Origin of the sequence: Bacillus cereus group sp. RP43, assembly GCF_040459645.1 — a bacterium.
GTDB lineage: Bacteria > Bacillota > Bacilli > Bacillales > Bacillaceae_G > Bacillus_A > Bacillus_A mycoides_C.
Genome location: NZ_JARVHQ010000001.1, coordinates 2442505 through 2462687, shown reverse-complemented (window position 1 = coordinate 2462687; position 20183 = coordinate 2442505). Strand labels below are relative to the sequence as shown.

The window sequence follows — 20183 nt, the reverse complement described above, 5'->3', positions numbered from 1 at the left end:
CGTTAATTATACAAGATTCTACATATATTTCACACTGGAAATTTAGTAATAATTTTATTTTTAAACAGTGAAAAAATATATAAAATGTCTATAATTCATTGGAAGCTATACGAAAAAACAGACTATCACATACGTGAAGTCTGTTTCTCCATCACTTTATTTTTGTACATCTGCCCATTTCAAGCTTGTTGCTGGGCCAAATTGATGTACATATAATTCTTTTACGTATGGTTTTTGTAAGTAAGATAATCCGCGCTGGAATACTGGTGCGATTACTGCATCATCAAAGAGCATTTTTTCCGCATCTTGCAATGCCTTCCAACGGGCTTTTTCATCATTACCTAATTCAGTTTTAATTTTCTTAATTAACGCATCATATTCTGGATTTGCATATCCTGTATTATTTACGGTACTTCCCGAAAGGAAAACTTCTAAGTACGTCATTGGATCTGGATAATCAGGTAACCAGCGGGATAAAGACATTTCATATTCTTTTTTCTTCTCTAACGCTAGTTTTTGCGTATGTGGTTGTAATTTCACATTTACTTTTAGCCCAGGTAAGTTTTTCTCAAGCTGTTCTTTAATATATTCGCCTACTTTTTTAAAGTTTTCTAAGTCATAGTTTAATAACTCAAGCGTTACTTCATTCGTTCCTGTTTCTTGCTTTGCCTTTTCCCAATATTCTTTTGCCAGTTTTACGTCTGTCTTATTAAACTCGCCCGCTGTACTTCTAAAGTCTTTCTTATCTGGACCTTTTAAAAACCCTTTTGGTACATAGTAGTTTGCAGCAACAGAACCATCATTTAAAAATGAAATCGCAAGACCCTTCTTATCAAACACTGTACTTAACGCCAGACGCGCATTTTTATTTTTAAGAATCGGTACATTTTCATTGAAACGGAAGAAATACATTACTGGATCTGTATATTGTTTCAGTTCCTTATTAGTTTTATATTTATCTACGAATTCTGTAGAAATGACCGCTCTATCAACCTTATCCGTTTCATATAAATTTACCGCAGTTGAAATTTCTTTAACAATTTGATAGTTTACTTCATCTAACTTCACTTCTTTTTTATCCCAATACTTATCATTTTTCTTCATTGTAAAACTTGCTTCGTGCTTCCACTCCGACAACGTAAATGGCCCATTATACACTGCTTTATTTGCCTCTAACCCGTATTTATCACCTTGCTCTTTCGCAAACTTTTCATTAATTGGATAGAACGACGGTAAAATAAGTAGTTTTGTAAAATACGGTACCGGATGTTCTAATTCCACAACGAACGTTTTATCATCTTTTGCTTTCACACCTAATTCTTCTAATCCTAATTGTTTCTTATTTATTTTTTCCGCATTTTTCACATCGTACGCAATATACGCATATTGCGAGGCTGTATCTGGATTAATAAGTTGCTTCCAAGCATATACGTAATCTTGTGCTGTTACTGGATCTCCGTTAGACCATTTCGTATCACGCAAGTGGAATGTATAAGTCTTTCCATCTTTACTCACTTCATATTTTTGTGCTTCCGCTTGAATCACTTCATCATTTTTCGATAAACGGAACAGCCCTTCCATTACATTATTCAAAACGTTAAACGATACGGCGTCTGTTACTTTTCCTGAATTTAACGATGGAATTTCACCCGTTTCTAGTAGCTGTAATACTTTCTTCTCATCTTTCGGCTTTGTCGTTGTTTTTTCTTTTGCGCAGCCCACTAAAAATGACGAAACTAATAGAGTACTAACTAATGAGTAACGAACAATTTTTTTCATTTGAAAACCCCCTCTATTTTTTAAGGTAAGTAACGACGAGCACCAGCGTATTCTTCTATATATCCTGGTGTATTTAACGGAATAATTTCAACTGATCTTTCAGCTCTTGGTGAGTGAATCATATTTCCATCACCAATATACATTCCAACGTGATGAACACTACCTTTTCCTTGGTTATGTGCAAAGAATATTAAATCGCCCTTTTGTAGGTTTTCTTTATCAACCGCAATTCCCGCTTTTGATTGTGGCCCAGAATCCCTCGGTATTGTAATGCCATGTGATTTATAAATCGTATGTGTAAATCCAGAGCAATCAAAACCAAACCCACTTGTACCAGCCCATATATATGGTAATCCTAAAAACATCTTGCCAGTGTTTATTAAATCATCAGCTGTTGGCGCAAGGATATCATTTTGAGAACGGTGAACAGTTCCATCATTTTTCCGTAGCCACGCCTTCTGACCATTTGGCAACAACACGCGGTATGAAATCGTATCTTCACTTAATAGCGGCAGTCGCGTATTATAGCTGACTTCCAGTGATTTATGTTTTCCAGAAGGGTTTATATATAAAATAGCTGTCGGTTTTGTAATTAAAACGAAAGGCTGTCCTGCCTTATCTGCAAATTCTTGATTATACGTTAATTGTTTTTCAGGCATCCACCCTGGGTACCCTTCCTCATTTCGCGGCGTTGGCTGTCCATGCACTAGTACTTTTACCCAATCACCTTTTTTATCAATGACCGTTACCTCTTGACCGAGTAGCGCTTGCGTTTCTAATTTATTTGCACTCGTTAACCAAAGCTTCTCATCAAGCGTCATTGATTTCGTCCACTTCCACAAATCAACTGGATTTGTTGTGCTCGGTGCATCAATTGGTCGTAATGAATCAGGCGCAGTCCAAAGCGTTGCAGCAGATACATCTATAAATGCTTTATTATCCTTCTTCTCTTCAGCATTTGCCGATGTAAACGATGAAAATATAAATAAAGTTGTTAAAAATACAGTTCCTACTTTTTTCATATATATCCCCCTTAAAAGATAGTTTACTAGGTACTACTTCTAAGATTGTATATTCACTACAGAATGCAGGTTTACCTTTGGACCAGTGTAAGTCATTCCTTCTGGCTCTTCTACTAACCATAACGGTGCATCAAGATCAAAGTAATGAATGTTCGGATGAGCCGCAGCTAAATGTGCAACAGCACTAACTGAAAGTGAAGATTCCATCATACTTCCAACCATACATTTCACACCTGCTGCTTCCGCAATATCCGCAATTTTCCATGCTTCTCGAATACCACCGCATTTCATTAATTTAATATTAAGTAGGTCTGCATATCCTCCTTGGACAATCTTTAATGCGTCGCTTGCCGAAAACATACTTTCATCTGCCATAATAGACGTTTGTACATTGTCCTTCACGTACTTTAATCCTTCCCAATCTTTCGCATGAACTGGTTGTTCTACAAATTCTATATTTAAATTTCTATCCTCCATTTCTCTAATAATAGAAACCGCTTCTTTCGGTTTCCATCCTTGATTTGCATCTAAACGTAACGTCGTATTCTTTGGCACTACATTTCGAATTGCCTCTATGCGTTCCAAATCTAAATGTGCCTCTTTACCCACCTTAATTTTTAGTGTTTGGAATCCCTTTTCAATATGCTTTTTCGCTTCTTTTGCCATTAATAAAGGTTCATCTACACTTACTGTAATATCAGTATAAATCTCTTTCTTTCCACCTAGTAATGCGTATAACGGTATGTTGTGAAATTGACAATACACATCGTATAAAGCCATATCTACCGCCGCTTTTGCACTTGTATTTCTTATACAACTCATTTGAATGTGTAACAATAACGTTTGAAATTGCAGTACATCTTTTTCAACTAATACAGAACGAATTGGTCCTAATATTGCTTCCTCCATCCCGTTGGCAAAATCACCTGTAATAACCGGCGTTGCTGCAGCAGCTCCTTTTCCAACAATTCCTTCATCTGTATGAATAAACACATCTATACTTTCGATTTCCGTTACAGTACGAAGCGCTGTTTTAAACGGTGTATGAAGCTTTACATGTCGGCGGTTTACCTTCACATCGGTAATTTTCATTTTGTTCATCCTTTCGTTGTTTATAGAGTGATACTTTAATCCACGGGAGGCTTTATTCTGCCCGTTAATGCGAAACAAAAAAATCCAGCCATAAGAAGATTCTTACGGCTGGATTTTGTCTATGAGTGGGTAGACAAAGCAGCGATCTGATTATATTTTTTTTGTGCATCTTTCAGTGCTACAAGCAACGCCTTTTGAGACGAACCGAAATAACGATTTTTTATTTCTGTTACTAATGCTGGGTCATTAATATTTTTATGTAGAAATAAATATTTAACAAATTGAGATGTTAATGCAATTGTTGCTGAGCAATCTGCATCTACAATTTCCCCTGTATCCTTCTCAAGTACAAATGCTACAAAATAACTTTTGAACTTTTCGGTAATGGGATTATTTTGAGGTGCTTTCGCATCCCCTACGACGTAAATTGTATTTGAAGCGTACACAGCTATCTTCCTTTCTTATACGAGGATAACGGTTTTCTTAACAGACGTATGAGCTGTTAACTCAACGTTGATCAAAAAATGTATCCGCTTACCTTGTATTATATACAATTGACAGAATTTTAACAATATTTATTTTGACATATATTCCATAATTATGAAAATCTCTTAAAACAATTAAAAATGGCTCAAACTTCTCATTTTTACAATATGTCATTGCTCCTTGTACCATGACATTCACACTACAAACACCATTTTTCCTCATACATCAAAAAACAGTTAGCTATCGCTAACTGTTCCACCACTTCACTTTGGCAATACGAATATTGTTTCGTTTGACTTAGAAAATTGATACTCTTTTCTCGCAAACTTTAAAATTTCTTCTTCATTATCCGTTAAATTCTCGATGTTAGTCTTTAAAGAACCTTGATCTTTCTTTAAAGAAACTAATTGTTTCTTTTGGTTCGTTATTGTATTTTTTTTGCCATTAATTACTTCTTGTTGTTTCGTTAAAATATATTGAACGTACAAAGTAGTCGCAGCGATAAAAATGAACATGAAAATAAAGCGCCTTAACTTCTTCTTATTTATAGTTCGATTGTCGTTAGGCTGTGATAGTTGCTCTGGTATATTAGGAACATTTACTCTTTTGAGTTTCCTCATTTTCAAATCCCCCTAACCCATATTTTTTCACTACCATAGGCACGATCTCTTACTAACTTAAATTCTATTCTTATAAAATAAGCTCCTTCACAAAAAAATCTCACAAATTAACCAATTAGAGATAACGTTCGACGACATCTCTGTATTTAAAATGAAAATTTTTATTTATGCTGCTATAAAATAGTAGTTTATGTTATTCTTTTTCCCCAATTGTAGAAAACATTTTTACACACATAAATTCCACTTTTGGCATACCGATGTTATAACATGCATACAAGGAGGAAAAGCGATGCACTACCGTACATTAGGTAAAACTGGAATTATTGTTTCTGAAATTGGCTTTGGAGCGTGGGCGATTGGCGGCGATGAATGGGGTCCTGTTAACGACAAACAATCTATAACCGCTATGAAAAAAGCAATTGAATGCGGCGTAAACTTTATTGATACTGCTGATGTATACGGATTAGGACACAGTGAAAGGTTAGTAAATCAAGCGATAAGAGAGCATCGTAATAATATCATTTTATCAACGAAAGGCGGTTTAATTGGGCATCACTATGATCCAAGTGGAGAGCCTGTTTATAATACTGCCGAAAAAGTGATCGCAGTATTTGAAACTAGCTTACTGCGCCTAGAAACAGATTATATTGATGTTTATTTCTGTCACATTTGGTGGGATAAACAAGAAGAAACAGAAGCATTTTTACGCGCATTTGAAATATTAAAACGGGACGGAAAAGTAAGAGCTGTTGGTGTTTCAACTCACGACCTACAATATATAAAACACTTCAATAAAAACGATGAAATTGATGTTGTGCAACTTGATTACAACATATTAAACCGAAAACCAGAAAGCGACATACTGCCCTTCCTACAAGAGAACAATTTAGGAACTGTTATACGCGGCCCTTTAAAAATGGGGATATTAACTGGAAAGTTTACAAATAAAACAACTTTTCCTGACGGAGATTTACGAAAAGAATGGCCAAAAGAAACTTGGTTTCAAAAAGATTTACAAAAAGTAGAGAAACTACGATTACTCTCAAATGAAAATCAAACCTTAGGGCAACTTGCACTTCGTTATGTCCTCACTCATCCAGCGGTATCGGTCGCAATTCCTGGTGCGAAAACAGAAAAGCAAGCAAAAGAAAACACAGGTGCGTCAACTCGTCCCCTTTTTACAGATGAAGAATTAGCATATATTCGTTCACTATAAAACAAGACCAGCAGTTGAAAACACCCAACTGCTGGTCTTGTTTTACTTTTAATATTTTAAATCTACATCATATTCCATTCTCTTCGCTGTTTCTTCAGCAATCCGAGCACCTAACAAGTTTTTCACAATATGAAATGACATGTTAATTCCGGCTGAAATTCCACCAGACGTAATAATATGCCCCTCATCTACAAACTTTACATTTTCTAATACTTCAATATTCGGAAAATCATTTCTAAAACTTTCAATACTTGCCCCATGTGTTGTCGCTTTTAAGCCATCGAGTAATCCAGCTTTCGCAAGTAAAAGCGCACCGGTACAAACAGAAGTCATTAACTTTACTTCTTTCATTTGCTCGCGGATCCAATTTGTTATTATTTCATTTTTCATTTCGTTTTCTCTAACACCTAACCCACCAGGAATAATTAAAATATCAACTGGAGGCAAGTTTTCGATACTATAGTCCGGTTGTACCTTTAATCCATTTCGCGCTGTAATCATTTCTCCATCTTGACTAACAGTATGAACTATAAATGGTTGACCTTCACTTGTTGCTGTAACGGAAAACACTTCAAATGGGCCCGCAAAATCTAACACTTCCACTTCATTAAAAAGAAAAATCCCTACATTCCAGTGGCTCATCATAAGCTCACTTCCTCTTGCAAATGATGTAATAGGGACTCATGCCCTTTTTCTAAAGCAATATCATATGCGGTTTTCCCATCATTTTTCTTAATCATTTTATTAGCACCATTTTCAAGAAGTAATATAATGATTTCTTCATCTCCTAATAACGCTGCTTCATGAAGTCCTGTCCAGCCACCACTTTGCACAGCATTCACATCTGATCCCTTTTCAATTAAGAAAGCTACAAGCTCGCTTTGCTTATTCGCAATTGCTGCTTGAAGAGATGTATTTTCATTTTCGTTTTTTGCTCTAATATGTATATCTGCACCCTGTTCTAAAAGGAAGCTTGCAATTTCTTTCTGTCCAAAATAAGCAGCTAAATGAAGCGGTGTCCAACCATCTTCACTAAATGAATTTACAATACCTTGATCCAAGTTTATTATCTCCACTACTTTTTCTTTTTCTCCGCTTATGACTGCTTGCGATATTGATATGATTTTTTCCATAATGAACCTCCATGTATACAGATATTAAGTACCACTTTATAAATTCTATTTATACTCACATGTTCCTTTCTAAACAATTAAGTTTACATAACAATATTATTTTTACAATTGGTTATTCTAATAAAAAAACAACCCCCTCTAATGAGTAGATTGTTTTTGAAATTCATTTTTATAATTTTTAAAAAATTAGCGTTTTTATTTACAACGAATTAGCATTAATAAAAATGAAATAAAATTATATATTTAGCAGCCATGAACTATTTGCATATCGAAACGGGCTATTTACTTACATTAAAAGATTTTTTCATTTGGAAACAAAAATTAGATTTATCCTTACATTTGAAAAAACATATGTAACTAAGCTCTATAGCAGTACTCTTATCATACTAATCTATAACAATTCTGTCTTCTTCCCTTACCTGTATCTTTCAGTACATAAGACTTTAAAACGAGTGCTGTTAGTGAATCCGTTAATGTTTTATATGATAAATTTGAAAGAGCTAATAGATCATTCGTGTATAACATTCTATGCTTCTCTAATAATAATAGTACTAATCGTTCTGACGGTTTTAATGTTTCATCGCTTTCTAGTATAAAATCTATATTTTTCATGTTCCTAATTATTACTCCTTATATAAAAAAATGATTTTAGCAATTATTTAATATAAAAATACTACATAACAAAATTAAAGATATATCGATATATAATACCTTTTAAACGCTATTATACTATAACATATAAAAGGCATTTCCCCAAATTGGAAATGCCTTTTATATGTATCTCTCTTACTTATATAATTGATATGATTGTTCTAGCCCTTTATTATATTTTGTATTATTATCCGTCCATTCTCCCCCTAAGTTTCCTGGCCATCCTGATGTATTGGCAATATATTTAAGTAAATCCCAATCAGCCAAGCCTTTTTTCACACCGCGTTCATACGATTTAACCATATTAGAAATCGCTATTGTTGCATTTATTTGTGAATCCATTAAGCTCTCTTCCGATAATTGTGCTGGTGCTAATCCACCGCGATGCAATTGGAATAATCCGAAAGATGTTCCATTGTCCCCTATCGCTTTTCGATTAAACTTCGTTTCATGATCAGCAATAGATAATGGTATCCAATCTGGAATACCATACCTCTTTGCAACCTCACTAATTACTTGTTTATTATTTTTAATCTCTTTCTGTTTTTCATAATTAGTAAAAATTACATAACTTAAAGTAAATAGCGTAAGTAATATGAATATATATTGTAGCGCCTTTTTCATCATTTCATCTCCTGCTTTATGTATGTTTCACCTTCTATATAAACTATAAGATTTTTATGTGACATTCATTTGACAAAATAACTTTAATCATACTTAAGCAGTTACATTTTTAACTATCAACCTAAAAACTACAATTCTTATAAAAAACTCTTTCAATACATAAAACCAATCAGCCTTTCATGTATAGTACATGAAAGGCTGATTGGTTTTCACTACACTTTTTTATGTATACAGTATATTCCCACTATAATAAAACAAATTGAAATTATCGATAAAATTGTACCATGAATTTCATAAAATGCAGTAAAGAATTTTCCGCTTGGTCTATCCCAAATTTCTAATGAACTCCCGTAAATTGCAGTGGTTATATATGTAAGGCCAAAAAGAAGAACTCCAGAAAGAACATAGAATGCACCAATATTTTTCATAATTAGCTCACCTCTATGGAAATTATGTATGAATAAAACAAAAAAGACCTTTAATAATTAAAGATCTTTTTCATCTTATTTCCCTTACAAAATGATACACATATATACAAATTGAAAATCATGGGACTGTCAGTGTCTTTTTGATTAGCATTTTTAACCTTATAGAATATCTCTTGCAATATGCGGTTTACTATAATGACTTGTTCCACCACCGCCTACTATTACTTTACCGCCTTTTTCAAAGATTAATAATTTTCTTGAACCATCAGAAAGTAAAACTACTACTTCCGCATTGTCACTTGTAGCCGTATATATTACATATCCACTTTTCGAAATACAAGTTGCCCAATTCTCATCAAATTCCGATCTTAATACTCGATTAGAATACACTTGATTTTCAATTCTTCCTTGTTCTTCGTTCTCCAAATTTATTCCTCCCACTACTCTAAAGTATCATTTATAGTAAAATAGCAGTCTATTTAAAATAGTGACTGACTTTAACATAAATAGTATATGTAGTTAGTTAGAGAATGCTTGGACAATGAAAGCGTAACAACATTTAAGTAATTTACAATCGAAACTTCTCCTTAAATTAAAAATAAGGCAGTCGATGTTATGTCGATTACCTTATTTTCATGAATAATTCTTGTATTATTCTTCTCGCACAGCTTCAAAAGTAATAATTTGATTTGCATTTGACGGCGCTTTTTCATAAACATAGTCCGCAGAGCAAGTAATGTTAGAGAAACCTATACTTTCTAAAAGGAGTCTAAACTCTTCTATTCCGTACCAACGCATTGCAAAGCGTTGGAGTTCAGTTTGTACTAACTGTCCTTTACTCCATTTTTCATATTTTAAATATGATACAGTTACTTGGTTAAGCCAATCTATTTCAATTGATTTATTTTCTAGTGTAATCCCATCTCCACTTGGTAACGAAAAAGTCGATGTATGAATCTCACCTTTCTTCCAATCATACGGAAGTCCAAGGTCTACAATTAAACGCCCACCTGGATTAAGATGTTGATAAAAACATTTCAAAGCTTTTATAGAATCATCACGATTTTCAATTAAACAAAAGGAGCCAGTAGGAATTATTATCGCTTCATATTTATGTGGCAGTGAAAATTGTTGTAAGCTTCCTTGATATAAATTAGGATTTAAACTTCTTTCTTTACAACGCTTTCGGCAAGAATCTAGCATTTCAGGCGAATAATCTATCCCATCAACTTTAAAACCAGCTTCAAGAAGTGGTATAATGACACGCCCTGATCCTACTGCTGCTTCGAGAATTCTGCCCCCACAATTATTCAAACGGTCTTGATAATATTCAATATCACCATTCAAAGAGTAACCGACAGGTTTTGTGTAATCATAAAGTTCTGTACAAAGTGTACTATAAAAACTAAACATTTATTTTCTCCTCCGTTTTATGTGTACGGAAGATTTTAATTTACTTAATCTTTCCGTACCTCAAATTTTAATGAGAATTCGAAAGAGCTGACTATCATAATTTATCACTCACTTTCTATGTAATATATTTCCATTGTATACTATTTCCTCACGATTGAACATATCAAAGTTGAAAATTCTGATTATAAACAAAGAGCTTACTATAGTAAGCTCTTCATCAAAAACCATTTATTTCACAATCGGTAATGTTACTTCACTCAATTTCACCGTAAGCTTTGTTCCTGCTTTCGGTCTAATTGTATAATCGTAGTCACTTGCGATTAAAACGACCCCCATTTGATGTCCTGCTTTAAATACGTAATCATCTGGCTGCATGTCCCATGTAAATGTATAATCTTTACCAGGTTGAATCGCTGTTGAATTTTCTATACTATTTAAGTTTTGCGGATCCATCCAACCTCTCGTTACAATTTCAGGCTTCGCTCCGCCGTAATCAACGAGTAAAGCTGTTAAATTTGAAACAGATCGATCAATATTTCCTTTTATTGAAATCTTAGGCGTACCACTTATTCGCATATCTTTTTGCAGTACAGGCATTGTATATACTAATCGATTCGCTATTTCTAACTCAGGGTTTTCTACTAGTTGATTTGACTTTATTTTAGCATCATCTACTAATGAGAAAACATTGTTTACTGATCCCATACTTAATGGTAGATTGACTGCTTTATTATTTAAATACATACGGACTTTTGATGGTACAGCCGCTGGATCTGGCCAATTCTTTATTTTTTGCCACGATTTATTTTCACGTTGTACATCTACCATCGGTTCATCCATAATCCCATTTTCAATTCCATATAACCAATAATCGAACCATTTATTTTGCGTTTGTTGCCAGTTATTACTTGATGTTCCGCCGTGCCCACCTTGATGTAACCACATTTTACGAGGAACATTATTTTCGCCAAGAGCTTCCCACCACTGTGAAAACTGCTTCGTTTTTACATTCCAATCATTTAGCCCATGAACAACAAATACACTTGCTTTCACATTTTTTACATCTTTTACATAGTTACGTTTATCCCAAAATTCGTTATAATCGCCTGTTTTACGATCTTGTCCAGCTGTTAGTTCTTTAATAATTTGCCCGCAAACTTCAGGGTTCTTTCTTGTTAGTACTGCTTCTGCCATATTGTCTGTATCTTCTCCTTGATAACCTCCTGGTGCAATTACTGCCCCATTTGCACGATAATAGTCATACCAACTACTAATCGCTGCGATTGGGATAATTGTTTTTAACCCTTCCACTCCTGTCGTTGCGACAGCATTTGGTAACGTACCATTATAAGAAACCCCTGTCATCCCTACATTTCCCGTAGACCAATTTGCATTTACTTCCTTACCATCCTCTGTATATGCTTTTGCACGACCATTCACCCAATCAATGACAGACTTCGTCCCAAGTATTTCTTGCTCATCTCCAGTTGTCGGACATCCATCTGATTTTCCAGTTCCGATACTTTCACCTAAAATGACTGCATATCCTCTCGGAACATAATAATTACCATACGATCCAAGATTAACTGCCCCATACGGTTTTCCTCCATACGCATACAATTCTTCATCAACATTATAAACAGGAACATCTTTTAAACCAGCTCGATATGGACTCATTTCATAAATAACGGGAACTTTCACATCTGGATTCGTCTTTGGACGCATAACCTTTACTGATACACGATCTTTTTTACCATCTCGATCACTATCAACTTCTGTCTCTACAAATAGATCTTCTACAATGGCTTCATCAAGTGAATAGATTGGTTTTGTCATCCCATTTTCCAATTGAATTTTCGTATTTGGAGTTAAAGCTTCTGAAACTTGTCCATTTAACTTAACATCATTCTCTTTTAAGAAGCTCCCTTCCTTATTTTCCGCATGTGCAGTTATACTAGAAACTCCTGAAGTAATTGTTAAAGATACTATAGCTGAAAGTGTAATTGCTAATTTCTTTTGCTTCATGCCCTTCCCTCCCCATATGTTCCTTCTCTTACTATACATTAAAAATACAGAAAATTCAGTTTATATTTATAAAAAGTTGGGAAATTTGTAGAACTATCAAATCTTTTTATATACAAGAAAAGGAACTAATAACAATTAGTTCCTATCTATATACGTATAAAATTGTATTTCCCCATCTACTACCGAAACCCCGTATTCAAATCCATGCCTTTCTAAAATACTTTTTACAATCGCTAGTCCTAATCCAGTACCTGATTTTTCTTTACTACGAGAAGATTCTAATACGTAAAAAGGTTCCCAAATTTGATCTATCTCTTTACTGCCCTCAGCAGCAATACCATTTTGAATTTGAAAATACACAACGTCATTTTTCTCTTCTAATGTGATTTGTATATTTTGATTCGTTGTATATTTTATCGCATTAGAGATTAAATTTTGAAAGACCATTCTCATTTTATTTAAATCAGCATAAACAATCGTATCACCAGCACTATAGTTCACTTGCAACTTGATTTCTTTCGAATCCAGTTCAATTTTATGCTTATCTATTATACTTTGGACTAGTGGTTCAATAGGGAATTCTTCTTTTTGTAAAATATCTCTTTCTAGTTTAGAAAATCGCAATAACTCTTCAATTAAATTTGAAATTTGATCTGTTTGTTTAATGATTGTATCAACATATGTGCCATCATCTAAACCATCTTTTATTCCTATAGAATATGCTTTTACTAATGCGATTGGTGTTTTTAATTCATGAGTTACATCGCCCATAAATCGTTTTAAGTGGTCATTTCGATCTGTTAAATCTTGATGTGCTTCATGTAATTTATCACTCATGATGTTAATACTATTTGCTAAATCACCTATTTCATCATTCGTTTTAACTTTCGTCCGTTTAAATTTCAGACGTGAAATATCTTCTGCGACATCACTTAATTCTTTCAGTGGAGTAGTGATTGTTTTTGAAAGAATCCAAACGAGCACGATAATAAGAAAAATCGAAAATCCTAAAATGTATAAATAAAATGAATTAAGTGTTTTTATCACTTCATTTGAATTTGCGATAGAAACCCCTACTAAAATTAACTTATCTTCTTTCGCAATGTACTTTACAAAAAAACTAGATTTGATCTTCTCTTGATCATAAATTTTATTTGATTGACCGACGTTCTTCACTTTCATTATTTCTTCTTTCGTAATCCAAAGTTTGTTTAGTGCCACTCTCTTTTTTGTAAGTTGCATGCGTAATTCTTCATTAATAGCATCTTCTGAATTATTTATTGATGTATATGCAATCGTAACATTACCTTCATTTTCAATGCGATTTATAGCATCATCAAGTTCTTCACGCGGTATCGACTGTATTTCCGCTGTAATGCTTTCTAAGCTTTCACGTGTTTTGTGCACATTATATTTTGGTAAAAAATAGTTAATTAATAATAAAGAGATGGCAAAAATAAGGATGACTGTTAAAGAAATGCTGAAAAATAACTTTTTACCGAGCTTATTCACACTCTTCCTCCAAACTGTATCCTAAACCACGATGTGTCTTTATAATATTTTCTCCTATTTTTTTACGCAACCTTCTTACATGCGTATCAACCGTTCGCTCTTCCCCGAAATAATCAAATCCCCAGACGATATCTAACAACTTTTTTCGCGTTAAAATCGTGCCTTTATGATTTAAAAAGCACTTTATTAATTGTAATTCTGTCTTTGTAATGTCTAATTCTTTCTCATTTTTATATACTTTATTTTTGGTGAAATCTATTTTTAAATCTTGAACTTGAATAACATCTTCATGCTGCACAAGCTTTTTCGCTCGGGTTATTAGCACTCCTGGATGAAATGGTTTTTTTACATACTCATCTGCCCCGCTTTGAAGAGCTGCTAATTCATCTTCACTTTCACTTTTCGCAGTAAGCATTAATACTTTTACACTTGAATTCTTTTTTATTTCCTGGCAGACAGTAATACCACTATTTTTCGGCATCATCCAATCTAAAATAGCTAAGTCAATTTTCTCATCATAAAATATTTGAAGTGCTTCCTCTCCATCCTTTGCTAATAAAACTTCGAAGCCTTCTTTTTCAAAATACGCTTTTAAAATTTTTAGCATATCTTGTTCATCATCCGCGATTAATACTTTCATTACATTTCCTCCATTACTTATAAACAAATATCAATTTTATCATACAACTTCTTTGTTACATGAATGTGACAGAAAAATATTTACAACGTTTGAGGGTATAGTAAGTGTGAGGTGTTATTTCATGTTCAAAAAAATAGGAGTCATTACTCTTCTCTTCTTTTTATTATCAACAAATGCGTTCGCAAATACAAATAAACAAATTGAAGTATTTGATTGCAAAAAAGAAATGGTAATCCAAAAACAATCTTTAGATGCGGCTATTCAAAAAGAAGCAGTTCAATATGCAAAATCAATTACTGGTCCATTTAAAAACTTAAATGTCGTTCCGAAAGATGGTCATATGATAAAAATCCCGTTATCAAAACCTGTTCCTATTACAAATCAATGGTTACATACAACAATTGATGAAGTACTCATCCTACTCCCACTTAATGAAAAACCTTACATTATGCTTTACGATGATGAGAATAATCCCCATTTTTATTATGTAAAAGGTGATCCGAAGGGTTTATTGAAACAAATGAATGTTAAATTATAATTAAAAAAGATCCCGCAAGTATCATTCGCGGGATCTTTTTTTATCAGTTAACAACTTGATTTTCATTTAAAAAATTAATAATCTGCCTTTTGTGATGGTTATCGTGATCTACGAATTCTTTAATAATATATATTAGAGAGTACGGCATTCCAGTATGAGGACAATATGATACTCCATTGGCAGTTAAATGTTCCTTTAGCTTTCCAATAGACAGTCGGTTAAGCTCTTGAACAAGTAAATCTCTTTTAGCTTGTGCTTCTTCAAGAAGTTTTATCTTAGATATACCTGATTTTGCATAATTAGAGGCTAGTTTATTATATGTATCAAAGTCAGGGAACTCCATTCCCTGTCCATCTCTCACTGATGATAATGTCTCACGTAAAAGATAGTCATCCCAATTCATAATATGAGATACAATCTCACCAATAGTCCATTTCCCCTCTGATATTGGCGCTGTCCACACTTCTTCTTTCATACCTTTCAATGTGGTTATCCACATTGAATAATCTTTAAAATCATTAATAATTTTATTTTCTCCCATCATCTAATCCCCATTCTAATAGTAGATTCAAATAAATTATACCATAAATCTACATAAGGTAGAACGAACGTTCCCTTTAAGGTCAAATAATAATTCACTACATCCTTTTATCTAAGTCTAGATAATGGCTTGTTCCTACATACATTTTCCCCTTCACAAATCCACTCGAAGTATAAAATTGATCCCCCTGTTTAGTATCTGTATGTAAGACAACAATAGTAAAATAGATTTTTGCGTCGCTTAAGATTCTCCCTAATAGTAACCTTCCTAATCCTTTCCGCCGGTAATCTTTTGCAATGTAAAACCTTCTTAATCGGCCAATCTTATTATCTTTCGTATACTGATTTTGATTTAATCCCCCCATTCCAATTAACGTATCCCCTCGAAAAATGCCATATAAACATTCGCCCGTTTTACTAAATGTATTTCTTTTACTTTCATATTCATTTATTAGTTTTATTAAGAAGTTAAATCCCTCTTTTGTACTTTCTTGAATAAGGTGATTAATCTCATATTTAAACAAATCTTCAATCTGCTTAATTTGTATATCTTCCAGCTTAATCCCCCACTTTCTCTATCCAAATGTATCTTTTTGAAAAATAAAAATGCCCAAGAATATATCATCCTGAGCATTCATTTGAATGTGAACTTATTCATTTTGTTATGTACGTATTCTTCAATTCTAGTAATATCCCCTTCAGTTCCATTAAATCATCAATTACTAAATCAGCATGAGCAAGTTCATCTTCTTGTGCAAAATCAAAATTACATCCAACCGCAATCAAACCATTGTCTTTAGCTGCATTTATATCAGATAAACGATCACCAACTACCGCTGCCTCTTTTATATCATATTTCATCAAAATGCTTTTTACTAAGTCACTTTTATTAAGCGATTGTATTTGCTCAATACTGAACGTTTCCGTAACCCATTGGTCTAAATCATAATAAGATACGATTGCCTGTAAATATTCCATTAAACCGTTACTAGCAATGTAAATGGAACAGTTATTTTCTTTTATAAAACTAAAAACTTCCTTTACATTCGGATATAAAGCACCTTTCCCACTCTTTATGTTTTCAATTAATCTTTCTAAAAAATAAGCATCTGTTTGCTTTCTCACTTCATTTGAATGATCAGGTAACAGCGCTTCCCAAACTTTAGGTAAAGGAACACCCATAATTTCACGGTATTTATCAATAGGTGTTTCCGCATCCCATAATTGTAGTGAACGTAAATGATTAAATGTATCATCTAGTGATAATTCTAAGATTTTATCTGTTTGAAATAAAGTTCCATCCATATCAAAAATTAGTGCTTGTAACATTTCAATCTCTCCCATTCTCTACATTTAAACTATAAAACAGTTTTATAAGATTTATTTTTAAGCATCTCAACAATAATTTTTGAAGAATAATTCGCTGCGGTTTTCGCAAAGTCATCATATGAAACTTGCGCTGAATCATCTGCACTGTCAGAAATGCATCTCAAAACGAGAAACGGTATGTCATTTATATAAGCAACATGTCCAATTGCCGCTCCTTCCATTTCTGTACAATGAGGTGCATATTCAGTGACTAATTGCTCCTTTAATTTTGAATCCTCGACGAAGCATTCTCCGCTGACGATTCTTCCTTCATGAACAGTAATATTTAAACTACTACTATTAACAGCTTTTCGGGCTAAAGCTCTTAATTCCTCGCTTGCATGAAACTCTTCTAGAAACGGAAATAGATTCTTCATTTGATTTTTATTAACATCATGATGCGTAACATTTGTAGAAATAACTAGATCGCCAACTTTCACATCCGAATGTAATCCACCCGCAACACCTGTATTAATGATAGAGTCTACATCAAACTTACTAATTAATATTTGTGTACATGCAGCTGCATTAACTTTTCCTACACCAGAGCGTGTAATAATAACTTCTGTATCCATGAAGTGTCCTTTATAAAAAGGCATTCCCGCAACTGTATGTTCTTCTTTTATATGTAGTTTTTCTAAAAGTAAGTCTATTTCAATTTGCATTGCTCCAATAATACCGATTCTGTTCATGTGTGTAGTCCCCTTTATTAATTTTTGCTCCCCCTACATAATCTGCAAATATTCATCAATATCTTTTTCAATTTGTATAAAAGCTTTATTCCAAAATTCATAATTTGTTAAATCGATTTCAAAATGTATTTTCATAAGTTCTTCAACTGGAGCTTTTCCCGTTTCTCGCAAAAATTCTTTATACCTCAAATGAAATTCACTTTTATTTTCTTTCGCTAATTCTAATAAACTAAAACTTACTAAATAACCAAATGTATATGGATAATTATAAAAAGGAACATCTGCTATATAAAACTGAACGTATTTCATCCAAACAAACGGCTGATATTCTGTTAGTGCATTTCCGTACGCCTTTTCTTGCGCTGCTATAGATAATCCCTCAATTTCATCAGCACTTATAGGACCTTCTTTACTTTTTTCATAAAAACTCTTTTCGAACTGGAACGATGCACGAATTGCCATAACATAATTAAAGCTATTTCTAATTTTCCAGCTAAGCAATGACTTTTTCATTTCTGTACATTCTGCTGTTTTAATTAAGTGATCTACGAGTACCATTTCAAAGAAAATAGATGCTGATTCAGCCATACTCATCGGAAGATAATCGTCTAGAAATGTAGTAGACTGTTCAAAACTCATTACATAAAAATGCCAAGCATGTCCTAGTTCGTGAGCAAGTACTCTTACACTATCAATTGTTCCATCATAACGCATTGATATACGGGATTCTTTTTCACTGAAAAAAGGAGCACAAAAACCCCCTGGTGGTTTACTATCTCTCGGTTCAGCATCAATCCAACCATTCGCTATCGCATTCCGCGCGAACTTTGCCAATTCTTTATCTACATTTTCAAATGCATCATATATGTTTTGTACTCCTACTGAAAAAGGAAAAACATTCTCATTACTTTCTTTTAATGTCATGAGTCCATGCCATGTAATCGAATTCTTTTCCTTTTTAAAAGTGTTTAAAGCACTTACTAGCTTATCAAGTTTAGATTCCGTTGCATCCCACATTTGTGATAATACAACTTCAGAAATGCCATTCATTTGAAGGGATTGAGTTAAAACTGCTCTCCTTTCTAATTCATTACTCTTTGTGTTACGTAATCTTCCTATTTGATTCAATACAGTAGCAAAGATTTCTTTTTCCTTATTCAAAGCATTTGTAAGAGAATTGAATACTTTTAACCTTTCATTATGATCATCACTATTCATCGCAACATAATTCGCTTGTCCAAAAGATAAAGTCTCTTTATCGTGAGTTATTTCTAATTTATTCCGTAATTGTATGTACATATCTTCCCAAGCTTTTAGTTCATTTTCTATTAGTTTAATACTTAAATTATTAGTATTAATATGTTCTTGCTTACTAGATTCTATTAATAGTTGAACTTCTTTCTTTAATTGATTTACTTTTACACTTAGTAAAGTATCTTCAGGATGCTTCTCATCTTCAGCAGCACGGCAATATAAGTAATACTCTGCTTTTTCAATAGCCTGTATAAGTTGTGAAAGGATTACTGAGTCTTTTGTTGCTTTATATTCAATTTTTAATCTTTCTATCGTTTCTATAGAAAACGTGAAGTTTTGTTCTTGAGGATATAGCCTGTCCAAATCCCATTGTGATTCAGATTGGGCTTGTATTATTTTATTCATTTTACATCCTCCTTTTTTTACAAATAGTTACAAAATTCCACTCTCTTCACTATTATATATGAACTATTTAATTTTTAACATCTTGAAATATTCCGACTTATATGAATGTAATTTGACACTTCATTTTCTGTTTCTACCTATCTATATAAGTTGTAAGTATTACTACTTCTTTTAAGGAACTTCTATGTTCGAATATACAGCTCTGCTTTTTTACTCTTTCTTAAGTTTGAAGTTTATAACTTTTACTCCACTTGGATTAATATTATAAGTAATTGTTACAACATGATTTGGAGGATTATGGATGTTGGTATAAGTTCGATACTTTGCAACGACAATGAAGTTAAAAGTGTATTTTGGGAATCGGTCAATTTTTATAACCTTCGCATCAGTTAAACTATACTGATGATACGGTCCAAGTTTGCTTTGAATCGTTCGACTTGCATACGGAGCCAATAAAGTGTTATAGGAACCATAAAAATCTTTATCAGATATGTTAGCTGCGTTTCCTTCTTTCGGAGATGCAAATATGACCATTATTAAAATTCCGTAAATTATTAGGGATTGTTTACTCTTTAGCATGAGATTCACTCCAGGCTTATTAGATGATAAACTTTCGGCTGCTCTAAAAAATAATGACTATTCTTTTTATGTTATTCTTAGCTTATTAAACATCAAATAAATCAGAGCTTTTACTTGCGAGTCAATATTTTTAATAACATTTATGCTAGCTCGAATGACTGGAACT

The 20183-nt window shown here is 33.2% G+C and carries 23 protein-coding genes and 1 pseudogene; 2 read left to right on the top strand and 22 right to left on the bottom strand.

Going from position 1 to position 20183, the window contains the following annotated elements; all coding sequences use genetic code 11:
- Nucleotides 1-156: 156 nt before the first annotated feature.
- From QCI75_RS12995 to QCI75_RS12975, 6 genes and pseudogenes are all read right to left on the bottom strand, one after another.
- Nucleotides 157-1779, bottom strand: a complete 1623-nt coding sequence (locus QCI75_RS12995; protein ID WP_353760616.1) for a peptide ABC transporter substrate-binding protein — start codon at nt 1777-1779, stop codon at nt 157-159.
- Between the two features lie 20 nt (nt 1780-1799).
- Nucleotides 1800-2801 (bottom strand): C40 family peptidase, encoded by a 1002-nt coding sequence (locus tag QCI75_RS12990; RefSeq protein WP_353760615.1) that lies wholly within the window; start codon nt 2799-2801, stop codon nt 1800-1802.
- Between the two features lie 39 nt (nt 2802-2840).
- On the bottom strand, nt 2841-3902 hold the full coding sequence (locus tag QCI75_RS12985) for a dipeptide epimerase (protein ID WP_353760614.1): 1062 nt from the start codon (nt 3900-3902) through the stop codon (nt 2841-2843).
- Between the two features lie 110 nt (nt 3903-4012).
- On the bottom strand, nt 4013-4339 hold the full coding sequence (locus tag QCI75_RS12980; protein WP_002012954.1) for a DUF3870 domain-containing protein: 327 nt from the start codon (nt 4337-4339) through the stop codon (nt 4013-4015).
- 88 nt (nt 4340-4427) lie between these two features.
- Nucleotides 4428-4704: pseudogene (locus tag QCI75_RS30530) on the bottom strand (hypothetical protein).
- The gene (locus QCI75_RS12975) at nt 4643-4999 is read right to left on the bottom strand and encodes an FtsB family cell division protein (RefSeq protein ID WP_088078723.1); all 357 of its coding nucleotides are present in this window, start codon (nt 4997-4999) and stop codon (nt 4643-4645) included. Before QCI75_RS12975 ends, QCI75_RS30530 begins: the two are co-directional and overlap by 62 nt.
- Nucleotides 5000-5288: 289 nt before the next feature.
- On the opposite strand from QCI75_RS12975, the gene QCI75_RS12970 reads away from it, so the two are divergent.
- The gene (locus QCI75_RS12970; RefSeq protein WP_353760613.1) at nt 5289-6215 is read left to right on the top strand and encodes an aldo/keto reductase; all 927 of its coding nucleotides are present in this window, start codon (nt 5289-5291) and stop codon (nt 6213-6215) included.
- Nucleotides 6216-6263: 48 nt separating this feature from the next.
- Here QCI75_RS12970 and QCI75_RS12965 read toward each other — a convergent pair whose 3' ends face one another.
- From QCI75_RS12965 to QCI75_RS12920, 10 genes are all read right to left on the bottom strand, one after another.
- The gene (locus tag QCI75_RS12965) at nt 6264-6860 is read right to left on the bottom strand and encodes a DJ-1/PfpI family protein (protein ID WP_353760612.1); all 597 of its coding nucleotides are present in this window, start codon (nt 6858-6860) and stop codon (nt 6264-6266) included.
- The gene (locus tag QCI75_RS12960) at nt 6857-7348 is read right to left on the bottom strand and encodes an ankyrin repeat domain-containing protein (protein ID WP_144507095.1); all 492 of its coding nucleotides are present in this window, start codon (nt 7346-7348) and stop codon (nt 6857-6859) included. The genes QCI75_RS12965 and QCI75_RS12960 overlap by 4 nt, the downstream gene beginning before the upstream one ends.
- A 381-nt stretch (nt 7349-7729) precedes the next feature.
- Complete coding sequence (locus QCI75_RS12955; RefSeq protein ID WP_000789035.1) at nt 7730-7960, bottom strand: hypothetical protein; 231 nt, start codon at nt 7958-7960, stop codon at nt 7730-7732.
- A gap of 174 nt (nt 7961-8134) precedes the next feature.
- Nucleotides 8135-8626: a transglycosylase SLT domain-containing protein gene (locus tag QCI75_RS12950; protein ID WP_144507094.1), complete on the bottom strand. Its 492-nt coding sequence runs from the start codon at nt 8624-8626 to the stop codon at nt 8135-8137.
- A 209-nt stretch (nt 8627-8835) separates the two neighbouring features.
- On the bottom strand, nt 8836-9051 hold the full coding sequence (locus tag QCI75_RS12945; RefSeq protein ID WP_353760611.1) for a hypothetical protein: 216 nt from the start codon (nt 9049-9051) through the stop codon (nt 8836-8838).
- A gap of 159 nt (nt 9052-9210) precedes the next feature.
- Nucleotides 9211-9477 (bottom strand): hypothetical protein, encoded by a 267-nt coding sequence (locus QCI75_RS12940; RefSeq protein WP_144507093.1) that lies wholly within the window; start codon nt 9475-9477, stop codon nt 9211-9213.
- Between the two features lie 225 nt (nt 9478-9702).
- Entirely contained in the window at nt 9703-10464 is a 762-nt protein-coding gene (locus QCI75_RS12935) for a class I SAM-dependent methyltransferase (RefSeq protein ID WP_144507092.1), read from the bottom strand.
- A 228-nt stretch (nt 10465-10692) separates the two neighbouring features.
- On the bottom strand, nt 10693-12489 hold the full coding sequence (locus QCI75_RS12930; RefSeq protein ID WP_353760610.1) for a Xaa-Pro dipeptidyl-peptidase: 1797 nt from the start codon (nt 12487-12489) through the stop codon (nt 10693-10695).
- A gap of 135 nt (nt 12490-12624) precedes the next feature.
- Nucleotides 12625-14001: a sensor histidine kinase gene (locus QCI75_RS12925; RefSeq protein ID WP_144507090.1), complete on the bottom strand. Its 1377-nt coding sequence runs from the start codon at nt 13999-14001 to the stop codon at nt 12625-12627.
- A complete protein-coding gene (locus QCI75_RS12920) occupies nt 13994-14641 on the bottom strand; it encodes a response regulator transcription factor (protein ID WP_144507089.1) in 648 nt (215 codons plus the stop codon). The genes QCI75_RS12925 and QCI75_RS12920 overlap by 8 nt, the downstream gene beginning before the upstream one ends.
- Before the next feature lie 121 nt (nt 14642-14762).
- Between QCI75_RS12920 and QCI75_RS12915 the strand changes: the two genes are divergently transcribed.
- Nucleotides 14763-15179, top strand: a complete 417-nt coding sequence (locus QCI75_RS12915; RefSeq protein ID WP_353760609.1) for a hypothetical protein — start codon at nt 14763-14765, stop codon at nt 15177-15179.
- A 43-nt stretch (nt 15180-15222) separates the two neighbouring features.
- Here QCI75_RS12915 and QCI75_RS12910 read toward each other — a convergent pair whose 3' ends face one another.
- The 6 genes from QCI75_RS12910 to QCI75_RS12885 form a co-directional block, all read right to left on the bottom strand.
- Nucleotides 15223-15720 (bottom strand): DinB family protein, encoded by a 498-nt coding sequence (locus QCI75_RS12910; RefSeq protein WP_002165607.1) that lies wholly within the window; start codon nt 15718-15720, stop codon nt 15223-15225.
- A gap of 97 nt (nt 15721-15817) precedes the next feature.
- Nucleotides 15818-16276 carry a GNAT family N-acetyltransferase gene (locus QCI75_RS12905; protein ID WP_353761528.1) on the bottom strand — a complete coding sequence of 153 codons (459 nt, stop codon included), beginning with the start codon at nt 16274-16276 and terminating at the stop codon, nt 15818-15820.
- A gap of 97 nt (nt 16277-16373) precedes the next feature.
- Nucleotides 16374-17048 (bottom strand): HAD family hydrolase, encoded by a 675-nt coding sequence (locus QCI75_RS12900; protein WP_353760608.1) that lies wholly within the window; start codon nt 17046-17048, stop codon nt 16374-16376.
- A 29-nt stretch (nt 17049-17077) separates the two neighbouring features.
- The gene (locus QCI75_RS12895) at nt 17078-17779 is read right to left on the bottom strand and encodes a 5'-methylthioadenosine/adenosylhomocysteine nucleosidase (protein WP_353760607.1); all 702 of its coding nucleotides are present in this window, start codon (nt 17777-17779) and stop codon (nt 17078-17080) included.
- Nucleotides 17780-17812: 33 nt separating this feature from the next.
- Nucleotides 17813-19438 carry a M3 family metallopeptidase gene (locus QCI75_RS12890; protein WP_353760606.1) on the bottom strand — a complete coding sequence of 542 codons (1626 nt, stop codon included), beginning with the start codon at nt 19436-19438 and terminating at the stop codon, nt 17813-17815.
- A gap of 210 nt (nt 19439-19648) precedes the next feature.
- Complete coding sequence (locus tag QCI75_RS12885; RefSeq protein WP_353760605.1) at nt 19649-20017, bottom strand: DUF3888 domain-containing protein; 369 nt, start codon at nt 20015-20017, stop codon at nt 19649-19651.
- Between the last annotated feature and the right edge of the window lie 166 nt (nt 20018-20183).

Coding starts and splice junctions, on each gene's coding strand:
- QCI75_RS12995 (WP_353760616.1), bottom strand. CDS start 1,779: ATGAAAAAAATTGTTCGTTACTCATTAGTTAGTACTCTATTAGTTTCG.
- QCI75_RS12990 (WP_353760615.1), bottom strand. CDS start 2,801: ATGAAAAAAGTAGGAACTGTATTTTTAACAACTTTATTTATATTTTCA.
- QCI75_RS12985 (WP_353760614.1), bottom strand. CDS start 3,902: ATGAACAAAATGAAAATTACCGATGTGAAGGTAAACCGCCGACATGTA.
- QCI75_RS12975 (WP_088078723.1), bottom strand. CDS start 4,999: ATGAGGAAACTCAAAAGAGTAAATGTTCCTAATATACCAGAGCAACTA.
- QCI75_RS12970 (WP_353760613.1), top strand. CDS start 5,289: ATGCACTACCGTACATTAGGTAAAACTGGAATTATTGTTTCTGAAATT.
- QCI75_RS12965 (WP_353760612.1), bottom strand. CDS start 6,860: ATGATGAGCCACTGGAATGTAGGGATTTTTCTTTTTAATGAAGTGGAA.
- QCI75_RS12960 (WP_144507095.1), bottom strand. CDS start 7,348: ATGGAAAAAATCATATCAATATCGCAAGCAGTCATAAGCGGAGAAAAA.
- QCI75_RS12955 (WP_000789035.1), bottom strand. CDS start 7,960: ATGAAAAATATAGATTTTATACTAGAAAGCGATGAAACATTAAAACCG.
- QCI75_RS12950 (WP_144507094.1), bottom strand. CDS start 8,626: ATGATGAAAAAGGCGCTACAATATATATTCATATTACTTACGCTATTT.
- QCI75_RS12945 (WP_353760611.1), bottom strand. CDS start 9,051: ATGAAAAATATTGGTGCATTCTATGTTCTTTCTGGAGTTCTTCTTTTT.
- QCI75_RS12935 (WP_144507092.1), bottom strand. CDS start 10,464: ATGTTTAGTTTTTATAGTACACTTTGTACAGAACTTTATGATTACACA.
- QCI75_RS12930 (WP_353760610.1), bottom strand. CDS start 12,489: ATGAAGCAAAAGAAATTAGCAATTACACTTTCAGCTATAGTATCTTTA.
- QCI75_RS12920 (WP_144507089.1), bottom strand. CDS start 14,641: ATGAAAGTATTAATCGCGGATGATGAACAAGATATGCTAAAAATTTTA.
- QCI75_RS12915 (WP_353760609.1), top strand. CDS start 14,763: ATGTTCAAAAAAATAGGAGTCATTACTCTTCTCTTCTTTTTATTATCA.
- QCI75_RS12910 (WP_002165607.1), bottom strand. CDS start 15,720: ATGGGAGAAAATAAAATTATTAATGATTTTAAAGATTATTCAATGTGG.
- QCI75_RS12900 (WP_353760608.1), bottom strand. CDS start 17,048: ATGTTACAAGCACTAATTTTTGATATGGATGGAACTTTATTTCAAACA.
- QCI75_RS12895 (WP_353760607.1), bottom strand. CDS start 17,779: ATGAACAGAATCGGTATTATTGGAGCAATGCAAATTGAAATAGACTTA.
- QCI75_RS12890 (WP_353760606.1), bottom strand. CDS start 19,438: ATGAATAAAATAATACAAGCCCAATCTGAATCACAATGGGATTTGGAC.
- QCI75_RS12885 (WP_353760605.1), bottom strand. CDS start 20,017: ATGCTAAAGAGTAAACAATCCCTAATAATTTACGGAATTTTAATAATG.